Source organism: Psychrobacter proteolyticus (genome assembly GCF_038155145.1).
Lineage (GTDB): Bacteria > Pseudomonadota > Gammaproteobacteria > Pseudomonadales > Moraxellaceae > Psychrobacter > Psychrobacter proteolyticus_B.
In genome coordinates this window covers 448638-461614 of record NZ_JBAKAY010000001.1, presented here as the reverse complement: position 1 = coordinate 461614, position 12977 = coordinate 448638, and the positions used below count along the sequence as shown (strand labels likewise).

Sequence of the window (12977 nt, the reverse complement as noted above, 5' to 3'; positions counted from 1 at the left end):
ATGCGTTACTATCATCGCGGATGATCGCAATGGTGCATGATGACGGCTGCTGAACATAGCACTCGACCGTTGCTATCGCTAACTTCCCATCTGCTAACTTGTGGCCTACGTCGCCAGTCGTTTATCAACTTAAAGAAGTGATTATGCAATATCCCGCTTGGAAATACTTACTAATTGCCGTCGTGCTACTCGTTGCCGGTCTATATGCTGCCCCCAACCTTTACCCTGACGAACCTGCTGTGCAGATTACGAGCGCAGCCGCAGGAACTCAGCTATCTGAAGGCATCTTAACTGAGTCTCAAAGCTTACTCGAAGAGGCAGGTCTAGATAACCACGATGGTACGTTCGAGGGCAACAGCGCGCTGGTACGCCTCAACAATCCAGTCGATCAGCTAAAAGCGCAAGAAGTGCTACGTCAAAACTTGGGCGAAGACTATGTCGTTGCCCTTAACCTAGCACAGACTACCCCGCAGTGGCTACGCGATATCGGTGCAAGACCGATGAAGCTTGGTCTCGATTTGCGTGGTGGTGTACGCTTTGTACTCGAAGTCGATATGGACAAGGCGCTTGAACAGCGTTTGACCAGTGCCAGTCGTGATATGCGACGTGAGCTACGTGCTGAGCGAGTAGCAATCAAAGGTATCAAAACCGAAGATCGCGGCGTGGTATTGCATTTTGCTGATACTGATACTCGTAACCGTGCCCAGAATGTATTGCAAGGCTCGATGAGCAATACGTTTAACTTGCAGTCTTCTATTGATGATCAAGGTCCTGCATTGGTCTTATCGTATAACGATGCGACACTTGACGAAATCAATAGCTACGCGGTCAACCAGAACTTGACGACTCTACGTAACCGTATTGCTGAGCTGGGTGTTACCGAAGCTTTGGTACAGTCGCAAGGTGCTAGCCGTATCGTCGTTGAGCTACCTGGTGTACAAGATACTGCTGAAGCGAAACGTGTGCTTGGTCGTACTGCAAACCTTGAGTTCCGTATGGTGGCAGAAGATGCCGATACCTATACTGGCGGCATACCTCCAGCAGGTACAGAGGCATTCCCATTCGAAACACTCGATGGCCCGCCTGTATTGTTAGATCGTCAAGCGATCGTCACAGGGGACAAAGTAACCAACGCGCAAACTGGCTTGGATGAAAGTGGTCTACCTGAAGTAAGTATTACCTTGGACAGTGCTGGCGGCAAGCTCATGCAGAACGCCACACGTACAGCGGTTGGTCAACAGATGGCTGTATTGTTCATTGAAAACAAGCAAAGAATCACTTACGAAGAAGATCCAGCCACTGGTGAGACGACTGAAGTACGCACACCTTACGCTGAAACCAAAGTCATCAACCGCGCCAACATTCAAGCAGTACTGGGTTCATCATTCCGTATTACTGGTCTAGATAGTAGTGCTGAAGCAGCTGAGCTTGCGCTATTGCTACGTTCAGGCGCACTTGCTGCACCGATGTACTTCGTAGAAGAGCGCACTATTGGTCCATCACTCGGTCAAGAAAACATTGATAAAGGATTGTTCTCTACGCAAGTCGGCTATCTATTAGTCTTCGCGTTCATGATTATCTTCTATCGCTTGTTTGGTGTGATTGCCAACGTTGCGCTAGCCGTTAACGTTATTATTATCATTGCGATTATGTCAATTTTGGGTTCATCACTTACCCTACCTGGTATTGCAGGTATCGTTTTGACCATCGGTATGGCGGTTGATGCCAACGTACTGATCTTTGAGCGAATACGAGAAGAAATTGCCAACGGTGTCCGGCCAAAATCAGCCATCGTGGCAGGTTTTGATCGCGCATTTAGCAGTATTTTTGATGCCAACATTACAACCTTATTGGTCGCGTTTATCCTATTTGCGATTGGTACTGGTCCGATTAAAGGCTTTGCGATTACGCTAGCTATTGGTATTGTCAGCTCGCTATTCACCGCAATTTTGGTGACACGTGCACTGGTACAAATTGCTTATGGTAAGCGTAAATCCATCAAAAGTCTGAGCATCGGTTAGGAGAATATTATGGCGATCGATAATAACAACCCTTTAGAACAGCAGAATAATCCTGATCGAAATGGCTCAAACGGTGACACGACCAATGCAAGTACGCGTCGCCGTAACAAACCGCGTCGTGATGGTAAAGGTAGTAATACTAAAACCAATAACCCTACTACCGCAAAGTCAGGAAAAAGCTCTAGTCGTCGCGGCGGTAAAGGTCAAAATGCCAAAGACAGTCAAGCACTGTCTACCGCTGTTGATTCTGACGTAATATCAGGTGACGCTGCTGATGATGCCGCAGCTGTCGCTGAAGGTGGCATCAAGGCAGTTGGCAACCAGCGTATCATTCCATTTATGAAAATAGAAAAGCCGATGGCATTACTATCTTTATTTATGGTAATCGGTAGTATCATTGCTATCGCGGTAAATGGTCTGAACTTAGGTCTTGACTTTACTGGTGGTGTCTCTGCTGATGTACGCTATGAGCAGCCTGTTGAGCAAGTTGCTGTTGTACAAGCACTAGCAGACAATGGCTTCGATGATGCAGTTGTACAGTACTTAGGTACGCGAGAAGAGCTATTAGTACGTCTACCCCCTCAGTCTGATAACGTCGATGGGCTAAGCGCAAATCTGACGCAAGCATTGGCACTACCTAGCAACACCGCTACAATTAGCAACGTCAATATCATTGGTAGCCAAGTTGGTAATGAGGTTTATCTAAACTCAGTCATGGCATTGGTATTGGCACTGGTATGTATGCTTGGCTATGTTGCCCTACGATTCCAGTTCAAACTGTCTCTAGGTGCTGTACTGTCTCTATTCCATGATGCCGTCGTAACCATTGGTGTATTTGCACTATTCGGTTTCCCGTTTGATCTGACGGTATTGGCTGCGGTATTGGCATTGATTGGTTATTCATTGAACGATACGATCGTTGTCTATGACCGTATCCGTGAAAACTTCCGCCGTGTTCGCGGAATTACGCCAGAACAGACGATTGATTTGTCGTTGACCGAAACGCTACGCCGTACGATTATGACCATCTCAACTGTTCTATTGGTCGTACTAGCCATGCTCTTCTTGGGCGGTGATGGACTATACTGGTTCTCAGTAGCTCTGTTTATTGGTTTGCTTGCGGGTACTTACTCATCGACTTATATTGCCAGTTCGATTCCGCTGCGCATGGGTCTATCGCGTGATGACTTTATCGTAAAAGTGAAACCAGAGTTTGAAGAAGAAATCGTTACTTTCAACGATCCAAAAATGTTTGAGCAAGACAACGTTTAGTAAGGTATATTAGATAGATTGATACGTTGAACTAGCGTGTTATCACACTTTATATAATTACTGATTGTACAGCTACAACGTTTAAATAAGAGCACCTGACTCATGAATAATGAGTCTAGGTGCTTTTGTCTTTATAGCTATTTTGTCTCTTATATTAAATGTACTGCCTTACAATTTTATTATCATTTAACGAACACACCTCTTTATCGTTCACGTATAAACGAGCTACCCATGTCAGCTAATTCAGCAACTTCTCAAGCGATGCCACCTATTGACACAAGCTATAAGCGTATTGTCGCGATTGCATTGCCTGTGCTACTCGCCAATTTGGCTATGCCATTGCAGAGCGTGATTGATACGGCCATTGTCGGCAATATGAATGACACAGCGAAACTTGCTGGTATGGGTTTAGCCATACAACTGCTGTCGCTATTGCTTGTTAGCTTTAACTTTTTGCAGTATGCATCATCTGGACTTGCTGCGCAGGCATTGGGACAATTAGCTAATAATACTAGCAATACATCAGCCGTATTAGCACCTACGCCTTTACTGTCTATCCTACAGCGCGCGTTACTATTGGCATTTGTTATCGGAGGGATATTACTACTGGCAAAGCCATGGCTGATTGATTTTGGCTTACAAGCACTATCAGCTAATCCTGAAAGTGGACGCGCGGCGAAAACCTATTTAGACGTACGCTTTTGGGGCGTGATTGCGGAGCTGATGAATTTTGCATTTATCGGTTGGTTTGCAGGACAGGGTAAGACCCGTTATATGCTTTATCAGCAGGGCTTTATTGCTGTACTTAATATCGTACTGACTCTGTTTTTTGTATTTGCAATGCAAATGGGATTGGCTGGTGTCGCACTGGGAACGACTATCGCATTTTGGTTTGGAATACTGATGGCATTATGGTTGAGTCGCCAACATCTAAAAGTATCGTGGTCTGTATTATTCAAAGCGGATCGACAGTATTTTACGAAAGAAAAAATGCTTAGGCTATTTTCTTTAAACAAAGATATCTTTGTACGTACCCTTATTTTAACGCTAAGCTTTGCTTGGATTACTCGACTGTCTGCGCAAAGCGGTGATGTCATACTGGCGGCTAATGCTATTTTATTGCAAGTATTAAGTATATCTGCCTTCGCTTTAGATGGCGTCGCTGTCTCTGCTGAAACGCTGAGTGGACAAGCTGCAGGGAGACGTGATTGGCCACGTTTTCGTATTATCATAAAGCGTACAGGCGTGGTTAGTTATGGCCTTGCTATCATGTTGAGCGCCATTTGGTGGCTTGCAATGCCTACGTATTTGGGATTTATGACGAATATTGAGTCGGTGTTTACCCTCGCCTATGACTACCATTTATATGCCGTGTTGTTGCCTCTTGTCGGTGTTGGTGCCTATTGGCTGGATGGGATATTTTTTGGTTTGACGGCTGGTAGTGTGATTCGTAATGCGGCGCTGATACTGGCTGCTATTTTCTTCCCATTGAGCTGGGTGCTCTATCAGCAATGGGATATGACAGGTATTTGGCTTAGCGTGTGGTGTCTATTATTATTGAGACTAGTCATCCTAGGTGGGTTTTTGTACCGTGCCAATCAGACTGGCAGTTATGAAAAACTACAACCTGAAACTTAGTTAATTTTATATTATGTTTGCTCTATCAATTTTCGATAGAACGTTTTTATTAAGCTCGTTTTTTACTTTTTAATTTTGCAGCAATACAGTTTGAATCAATAATTTTTATATCGATAGATTTATAAAAATATCATAAGAAAAATTTAGGATGTCATGTGAATACTCATTCAAATGAATTAAGCCATCAGCATGAAAACCGCTACCACTGGGCTGAAGGCTTTAAGAAAAGCTTGCCAGTTGCTATGGGCTATCTGCCTGCCGGTATTGCCTTTGGTGTACTCGCACAGGTAGCAGGTATCCCGATATGGGCAACGATTATGCTCAGTATCGTTCTCTATGCTGGTGCAGCTCAGTACGCTTGTCTACCAATGCTAAGCGCTGGCCTACCGATTGGCAATATCGCCACCAATATTGCTGCGATTAATCTACGTCATGTATTCTATGGTATGCCGTTATTACAGTATTTACCGAAAAACAAGCTGGCCAAGACGTATTGTCTGTTCGCTTTGACCGACGAGACTTTTTCGATCATGACAAGCTTACCAAATGAGTCACGACGAGCGCTAATACTTCCTATCAGCTTATTTAACCAAAGTTGGTGGGTGCTGGCGAGTACGGTTGGCGTCATGATAGGTAGTACGCTCAGTGACTTGGTGCCAAATTTAGATTTTGCGTTGGTTTGTCTGTTTGCGATTCTCGCTTATGAGCAGTTTCAAAGTATCAAACGCTACTTCCCGATTGGTATTGCTGTGCTTGGCTTAATCATTGCTTCGCTATTTACCAGTGACTGGTTGCTATTAGTAGCCATCACTATCTGTATGTTTATGATTTTGGTACGTGGGTTTTGGATAGAGCATCAAAAGATGGGAGACTCTTATGACCAGTAGTTATCTTATTTTTGCTACGCTGGCCATGGCAGCAGTGACCTTTATCACTCGTGCGCTACCCGCACTGATACCTAGAAAGCTACTAGACACACCTTGGCTACATCGATTAAATGAGAGTTTGCCATTATCAGTGATGGTGCTGCTAATTTTAACTAGCCTCTCCTATCAGGACTTATCGACGACTGTTACTTTAAGCAATACCGAATTACATCTATTAATGGCACAAGTCGGTGCACTTATTTTGGTATTGTTTATCTATCATATCAGCCGTCAGCTTTTGGTCAGTATGGTTGTCGGTATCGCAGCAATCAATGGTCTGTTTTGGTTATTTAACAGTTTCTTAGGCTAAAAATTTCGTTCACTTATATATAGGTTAGTACCCTTAGCGATATTTTAAACATAAAAAAGCTAGATTCTATTTAGAATCTAGCTTTTTCTTATTTCAGAATAATGGTTTTAGTTCAGCTTAAAGCTCTTCTACACCCATCATATCAACTGGGGTATCAGCCACTATTTGTACGCCTTTTTTACCCGTTTTGGCAGTATCGTTACGCTGCTCTTGCAAGTGATCAAGATATGCTTCATTAATCTGACCAGTGATGTAACAGCCGTTAAATACAGCACAATCAAAACCTTCCACTCGGCTATGCTTGGTATCTTTTACCGCGTCGATCAAATCATCCAAATCTTGGAAAATCAAACGATCAGCGCCGATGATATCACGTACTTCTTCAACGCTATTACCCGAAGCAATAAGTTCGCTACGTACGGGCATATCAATGCCGTATACGTTTGGAAATTTCACTGGTGGCGCAGCACTGGCAAAAAACACCTTGTTAGCACCAGCATCTCGTGCCATTTGAATGATTTCATGGCAAGTCGTACCACGAACGATAGAATCATCAACCAACAGTACGTTTTTACCTTTGAACTCTAGTGGCACAGCGCTCAGCTTTTGGCGAACTGATTTTTTACGTTGCTGCTGACCTGGCATAATAAACGTACGACCGATGTAGCGGTTTTTCATAAACCCTTCACGGTACTTGACGTTCATTTTTAGCGCCAGCTCCATCGCTGAAGTACGCGATGTATCTGGAATTGGAATGACCACATCGATATCGTGATCATCACCCCATTCAGCAAGGATTTTATCTGCCAGTTTTTCACCCATGCGTAGGCGTGATTTATAAACTGAGATGTTGTCCATAATCGAATCTGGACGAGCAAAGTAAACATATTCAAAGATACAAGGCGTGTATTCTTTTTGCTCGACGCACTGATACGTATGTAGCTTATGGTTCAAATCAATGAAAATTGCTTCGCCTGGTTTTACATCACGAACGATAGTAAAGCCAGAACCTGTCAAGGCAACTGATTCAGAGGCAACCATATACTCAGTGCCGCCATTCGGTGCCATACGCTTACCAAAGATAAGTGGACGGATACCGTTTGGATCGCGGAATGCCAGTAAACCATGACCCGTGATCAAAGCGACAACGCCGTAAGCACCTTCACAGCGTTTATAGACAGCTTTTACTGCTTCAAAGATATCATCAGCAGTTGGATGTGTTTTGCCTAGATTCTGCATCTCATGTGCCAGTACGTTTAACAGTACTTCAGAATCTGAGTCAGTATTAAGGTGGCGGCGATCTTCGATATACAAAGATTTGGCCAAACTCTCAGCATTGGTCAAGTTACCATTATGCGCAAGGGTAATACCATATGGTGAGTTAACATAAAATGGCTGCGCTTCGGCGCTGCTAGAAGTACCAGCTGTCGGGTAACGAACGTGACCGATACCGAACTTACCAACCAGTTTCATCATATGACGATTCATAAATACGTCACGCACCATGCCATTTTCTTTACGTAGATAGAGTCGCCCATCTTGCAAAGTGACAATACCTGCTGCATCTTGCCCGCGATGCTGTAGCATCGTCAAACCGTCATAAAGAATCTGATTGACTGGTTCGTGAGCTGCAACTCCAATGACTCCACACATAATAGCTATATCCTATTTTGACTCATACATTAGTACGACAATAACGGCAAACTTAACGACAGTATATTGCTAAACTCATTCACTGTCGCACGCCGCTAACCTGATGATATTGTAAGAAACTTAACGAGATTTTTCGATAATCTATTTTTGATTATCAGTGACCCGTGCAAACATTTAGAAGTATAAAAAGAAGTAAAATAATAGACAGTTAGATAAAATAATAGGCAATTAAACAGTTACGACTGATTGACCTGATCCCACGCCATGCCCAATACGTCTGATACCAACGCCTTGCCCATCGGTGCATATGGCATTAGCTCAGGCGCTAGTACTGAGGTTTGCCACTGCGGCATCTGTACTAGCAATGGCGCACTGACGCTCAGTACAACCAAGACCATTAGTACGTTTTTGGCAGCACCCAGTACGCCGCCCGCCATTTTGTCCAAGACGCCCAAACGTAAGGTTTTAAGCACGCCTGAGAACACAAAAGCCATCAGATGCATGACTGCCAATATGGCAATCACTACCAATAAAAAAGCCATGGCCATCTGTAACACAGGGTTTTGTACGATACCCGTCAATTGGGGCGACACCACTCCTGCTAGCCTAGTAGCAGCGATAAGGGCGATAAACCAACCTACCAAGCCTATTGCTGTTTTAATCAGTCCTACTTGAAAGCCGCGCCATAAGCCAATCAAGACAACGATAGCAATCACAATATCTAAACCACTCATGCTTTACGCCTTATTACCTTATTTATTGGATTAGCTTTCCATGGCATCGTAATAGCCACCGATTGCCTGAATGCAAGACTGCACCAGCCCAGGACCACGATAAATAAGCCCCGTATAGAGCTGTACCATGTCTGCGCCTGCTTCGATTTTTTTGACGGCTTTGGCACTACTATCAATACCGCCTACGCCTATCAAAGCGACTTTACCATCTAACTGATCAGAGAATTGTTGCAAAATCTGGGTACTAATATGACTTACAGGACGACCCGATAGACCACCCATTTGATCACCATCACGCAAGTCTTCGACACCTACGCGGCTCAATGTCGTATTGGTCGCAATCAAACCATCAATTTCAAAGTCTATTAATTGCTGTGAGATATAATCAACTTGTAATGGCTCTAAATCTGGAGCAACTTTAAGCACTAATGGGACATAAAAACCATATTCAGTAGCTAACTGACTGTGACGGTTTTTAATCGTATCCATCAGCTGAGTCAGCGCTTCACCACTTTGCAAATCACGTAAGTTTTTGGTATTTGGCGATGAGATGTTGACCGTAATGTATGAAGCATGCGGATACACACGCTCTAAGCAATACACATAATCATCGGCGGCTTGCTCTACCGGCGTATCGGCATTTTTGCCAATATTGATTCCGATATTGCCTTTATATTTACAGCGTTTAACATTGTCGATTAGATAATCAACGCCTTCATTGTTAAAGCCCATACGATTGATAATTGCGTCTGCTTGCTTGATTCTAAATAGTCTTGGCTTGTCGTTGCCTACTTGCGGTCTTGGCGTGACGGTTCCTACTTCTATAAAACCAAATCCTAACTCAGCCAGCGCGTCAATATAATCGCCGTTTTTGTCCAAGCCTGCTGCCAGACCAACTGGGTTAGAGAACTGCAAACCCATACAGTCTGTTGGTTGCATTGACTGACCATACGCCAAGCCTAAAACACGCGCTTTATGCGCCTTATCCAATAAAGATAGTGTCATCTCATGGGCGTGTTCGGGATCCATATTAAACAAAAAAGGACGAAGTAAGGCATAAGACATAGTGATGGCAGACCCTGCTTGGAAGAAATAGTGAATAAAAAATGCGAATGAAATCGGGCGCAGCGATTATATCAGCTTAACAGAAATAAGAGCAAAGTTTCAGTCGCTAAATTTCTACATTTAAGCAGTAACCAATACTGATGAGTCTCTGCTACATAACGATGAATTGTCGTTTTCTAAGTTAAAGATATAGCACGAAGGTACTCTTAAACATCTACGGTACTGGACGCCCATCAGTCAACGCAATCCAACCACGTATAATGCGATATAAATGCCAGATAAAGGTAAAGGTCATAATCAGCAAACCAAGACCAGCCAATAATATTGAGCCAATAGCGATATTGCCACTATCCGCCAATACGCTAACGCCAAAGCCGCCTAGTGCAAAGGTAATCAAAATGATGCCAATGACGAACCAAACAATACTGTACCAAAAGGTCTTAATTTGCCAATCGAAATGCGTGGCTAACCATGACCCATTAGCATCATGGCGCTTAGCATAGTTCATGACAATCGGCACAATCCACAACAGACCCGCGGTAAAGTAGCTGATCACATATAGGAAATAAGTGATGTGGTTATAAGTAATTAAAGAACGGCGCTTATCGTTGCTCATACTGTCCCGCATTATGTGAGGTTTTCCTTACTGGTAATATTTTTGTTCAATAGTCATATGGTTAACTATTTAATGGAGCCGGATAAATGGCTTTTCAATGATACCAACGATACAGCAGTATTCTACTGTCTAATATCGAGTGTCGAGTAAAAAGCACACAGTGATATAAGCATCTAAAATACTTATCACAAAATGATGCATTTTAAGAAGTGACCGTTGCTTGTACCTGAATAGATTTATTGGTCAGGTCTTGCTGCATAGATAACTGTGTAAATTGCCAGCCTTGCTGTTCAAGCTTACCCAATGCAGTGCTGACGACCGCTTGACTAGGATGCGTAAAGCTCAATTGTACTGCATCGCCAGTCGCAACTACCTGAGCACCTGCTATACCTGAGTTATTGAGCAGCGCGTTAATACGACTAGCAGGAGGCATATCAACCTCTCCAGTAGCGTTATTCCCAGTATTCAATGCACTACTATCAATATTACCTGCCTGAGCACGCAACCAAAAATAATCTGCCACTTGCTCCTGATAGTCACTCTTACTATCGCTCGCTGCTTGATGAACGCTATAGCCACCATAGCCGCCTATAAACAACAGTAGAAATACGGATAATACAGCTAATGCTAGCTGATCACGGGGAGGTAATGCTTGCCAGCGCGTCGTTAGTACATTTTGATAATTATTCATACGCTCTGACAATACATGAGCCTTAGTACTGGTTGCAGAGACAGCTGCATTGCGTTTGGTACGGCGTTGTAATCGTTTCATGTTTTGACCTTTATTACCAATACCTTGATGAGTTACGACGCTGTCGCATTGCTTGCCATGTCGCTGTTTTCTGCAATATTATTTTCTATCACATTGACAGTGACTTGACCACTAAACTGACCTTGCTCGTTACTATTCACTTGCGCAAGTTTGGCATTCAAGCCTTGCGCTACCAGTGTGCTTGTGAATTTATCAAGGCTACCGCGATCTGGAGCAATCAAGGTAAAACTGAGCGCTGATGGCTGCATTACCAGTGACTGTGCATGCAATGAGGACTGTTTAATTAACGGTGATATGCGTGACAGTGCGGCCATATGCGATGCAGGCGCTTGGCTATCGCTACGCAGTTTTGGTTGCAGCTGTACTTGCAGTTTGGTGCGCGTACTCAGTGGCTCATCGGCGAACCAAGACTGATATTGTGCCGCAATTGCAGTCTTGGTTGCGGCGGTTGCTTCATTATACTTATACCACTGCACACCATCGGTTGCCATTTGCAGCACTAACGCTGATAGCGCAACCATCATTGCCACTCGCAAATATGGTGATAGTTGTGAGTCAGTAGATTTCATAAAGAAATTGAGCGCGTGACGTTCGGGACTGTCAATTGGCTTAGGTACTGTAGGCAGGGTCGTCAGTAGCAGCTGATGATCGGCGATCAACGCTTCAGTTTGCGCTACTAAATCCATGGACGATGATGAATCTAGTGAGTTAACCGATGCGTCAATAGGTGCGTCAATAGAGAGCAGCACCATTACCTCACTCAAATGCGGGAAGCGCTCAAACATTAGCGGTAAATAGCTGACGGCCATACCCTGACGCAATGATTGGCGCAGCAGCATAGTCTGTGAATCTTGATAAAGAGTTACTTGTTGACCTGCGCCCTCTTCTGGCGGTGGCAACAATAAAAAATCTGGCAGTAACGCCACTATATTCATACCGGCTAGCTGCGCGCTTTGTTGCCAGGATTCAATGTCGTTTTGTGCCAGTGCATACAGTTGCGTCGTATCAGCATTGCTCAATTGACGGATGTTTAATTGCTCAATAGGCGTTAATGACGTTTCTTCAAATAAATATTGCTTGCCGCTATTACCAAGCTGTTTAAGCTGAGCAGCATTAAGCGCTGTGTCCACGTGCAATGCATGACTTGAGGGAAAATATAGACAAAGCGCCTTTGGGCTACTGGACTTATAGTTACCATAGATTGTTTGCAGCTGTTGCCAACCGTCAACCATTTGCCACTGCTGTACATCTTCGTGCCAGACAGCTATCGGGCTATGCTGCGCTCGTAACCAAACATGTAACACTAAACGTGTCCTCAATTATTGCTGCGGTTATCAAAATATCGTTAAGGCTTATGCGGTTTTTGAAAGAGCTAGATGACTTTATACAATTAATAATTGGCATGCTTCTCGCCAATACCATTTCAAATCCGTTATATTCAATCAATTCTGCTCTAGCAAAACGTCCCTAATCAAAATATTAGAGTATCTAGTCTAGTACGGCTGGTCAGGAACAAAACGATCAACTTCCGTTGCCATGCCAGTCATCACAAACTCCATGTCAAACACTCTGGCTTCCGCTAGAGAAAATGACTCAGGATAATCGCCTGTCAGCAATCCCGCGATATAAGCGACGATAGACATATGACAAACAACAACCAAACACTCAGCTTCAATATTGGCAATATCTATCAGAGCTTGGCGAGCATCATCCGAGGGCGTTATATTGTCCTGCACAGATGAAGCTACTTGCGGCGCTCGCGACTGGAACGCAGATAAAGTTTGCTGCGCTCTAATATAAGGGCTAACCACAAAACGATCTGGACTATAGTGAGTGGTCACATACTCTGCCGTTTGCGCTGCTTGCTGCTGACCAAAGTCCGTCAGCTGACGCGCGCTATCTGGACGTGTTTCGTCTTCTGCTTGACCATGACGTACTAATATAATTTTCATAACCTTCCTTGGAGCGCT

General features: G+C 44.0%; 12 protein-coding genes. 5 read left to right on the top strand and 7 right to left on the bottom strand.

What is annotated here, in order from left to right; genetic code table 11:
* Positions 1–143 precede the first annotated feature (143 nt).
* From secD to V6252_RS01800, 5 genes are all read left to right on the top strand, one after another.
* Positions 144–2021 carry a protein translocase subunit SecD gene (gene secD, locus V6252_RS01820; protein ID WP_101205370.1) on the top strand — a complete coding sequence of 626 codons (1878 nt, stop codon included), beginning with the start codon at positions 144–146 and terminating at the stop codon, positions 2019–2021.
* A gap of 9 nt (positions 2022–2030) precedes the next feature.
* A complete protein-coding gene (secF, locus tag V6252_RS01815; protein ID WP_290177817.1) occupies positions 2031–3293 on the top strand; it encodes a protein translocase subunit SecF in 1263 nt (420 codons plus the stop codon).
* A gap of 231 nt (positions 3294–3524) precedes the next feature.
* Entirely contained in the window at positions 3525–4931 is a 1407-nt protein-coding gene (locus V6252_RS01810; protein ID WP_341609036.1) for an MATE family efflux transporter, read from the top strand.
* Between the two features lie 155 nt (positions 4932–5086).
* A complete protein-coding gene (locus V6252_RS01805) occupies positions 5087–5818 on the top strand; it encodes an AzlC family ABC transporter permease (protein WP_341609035.1) in 732 nt (243 codons plus the stop codon).
* The gene (locus tag V6252_RS01800) at positions 5808–6167 is read left to right on the top strand and encodes an AzlD domain-containing protein (RefSeq protein WP_341609034.1); all 360 of its coding nucleotides are present in this window, start codon (positions 5808–5810) and stop codon (positions 6165–6167) included. The genes V6252_RS01805 and V6252_RS01800 overlap by 11 nt, the downstream gene beginning before the upstream one ends.
* A gap of 117 nt (positions 6168–6284) precedes the next feature.
* On the opposite strand, the gene purF is transcribed toward V6252_RS01800, so the two are convergent.
* From purF to sixA, 7 genes are all read right to left on the bottom strand, one after another.
* Positions 6285–7820 carry an amidophosphoribosyltransferase gene (purF, locus tag V6252_RS01795; RefSeq protein ID WP_341609033.1) on the bottom strand — a complete coding sequence of 512 codons (1536 nt, stop codon included), beginning with the start codon at positions 7818–7820 and terminating at the stop codon, positions 6285–6287.
* 236 nt (positions 7821–8056) lie between these two features.
* A complete protein-coding gene (locus V6252_RS01790; RefSeq protein WP_102090972.1) occupies positions 8057–8554 on the bottom strand; it encodes a CvpA family protein in 498 nt (165 codons plus the stop codon).
* A gap of 30 nt (positions 8555–8584) precedes the next feature.
* Complete coding sequence (locus tag V6252_RS01785) at positions 8585–9619, bottom strand: quinone-dependent dihydroorotate dehydrogenase (RefSeq protein ID WP_341609032.1); 1035 nt, start codon at positions 9617–9619, stop codon at positions 8585–8587.
* 214 nt (positions 9620–9833) lie between these two features.
* On the bottom strand, positions 9834–10235 hold the full coding sequence (locus V6252_RS01780) for a DUF4870 family protein (RefSeq protein WP_227526596.1): 402 nt from the start codon (positions 10233–10235) through the stop codon (positions 9834–9836).
* A 202-nt stretch (positions 10236–10437) separates the two neighbouring features.
* Positions 10438–11007: a type II secretion system protein GspM gene (gspM, locus tag V6252_RS01775; protein WP_341609031.1), complete on the bottom strand. Its 570-nt coding sequence runs from the start codon at positions 11005–11007 to the stop codon at positions 10438–10440.
* A gap of 32 nt (positions 11008–11039) precedes the next feature.
* The gene (gspL, locus tag V6252_RS01770; RefSeq protein WP_341609030.1) at positions 11040–12311 is read right to left on the bottom strand and encodes a type II secretion system protein GspL; all 1272 of its coding nucleotides are present in this window, start codon (positions 12309–12311) and stop codon (positions 11040–11042) included.
* Between the two features lie 189 nt (positions 12312–12500).
* Positions 12501–12959, bottom strand: a complete 459-nt coding sequence (sixA, locus tag V6252_RS01765) for a phosphohistidine phosphatase SixA (protein ID WP_290177810.1) — start codon at positions 12957–12959, stop codon at positions 12501–12503.
* Between the last annotated feature and the right edge of the window lie 18 nt (positions 12960–12977).

What these genes read in the sequence shown, in the direction of transcription:
- V6252_RS01790 (WP_102090972.1), bottom strand. Translation starts at nt 8,554, where the DNA reads ATGAGTGGTTTAGATATTGTGATTGCTATCGTTGTCTTGATTGGCTTA.
- sixA (WP_290177810.1), bottom strand. Translation starts at nt 12,959, where the DNA reads ATGAAAATTATATTAGTACGTCATGGTCAAGCAGAAGACGAAACACGT.
- V6252_RS01810 (WP_341609036.1), top strand. Translation starts at nt 3,525, where the DNA reads ATGTCAGCTAATTCAGCAACTTCTCAAGCGATGCCACCTATTGACACA.
- secF (WP_290177817.1), top strand. Translation starts at nt 2,031, where the DNA reads ATGGCGATCGATAATAACAACCCTTTAGAACAGCAGAATAATCCTGAT.
- V6252_RS01785 (WP_341609032.1), bottom strand. Translation starts at nt 9,619, where the DNA reads ATGTCTTATGCCTTACTTCGTCCTTTTTTGTTTAATATGGATCCCGAA.
- V6252_RS01800 (WP_341609034.1), top strand. Translation starts at nt 5,808, where the DNA reads ATGACCAGTAGTTATCTTATTTTTGCTACGCTGGCCATGGCAGCAGTG.
- secD (WP_101205370.1), top strand. Translation starts at nt 144, where the DNA reads ATGCAATATCCCGCTTGGAAATACTTACTAATTGCCGTCGTGCTACTC.
- purF (WP_341609033.1), bottom strand. Translation starts at nt 7,820, where the DNA reads ATGTGTGGAGTCATTGGAGTTGCAGCTCACGAACCAGTCAATCAGATT.
- gspM (WP_341609031.1), bottom strand. Translation starts at nt 11,007, where the DNA reads ATGAAACGATTACAACGCCGTACCAAACGCAATGCAGCTGTCTCTGCA.
- V6252_RS01780 (WP_227526596.1), bottom strand. Translation starts at nt 10,235, where the DNA reads ATGAGCAACGATAAGCGCCGTTCTTTAATTACTTATAACCACATCACT.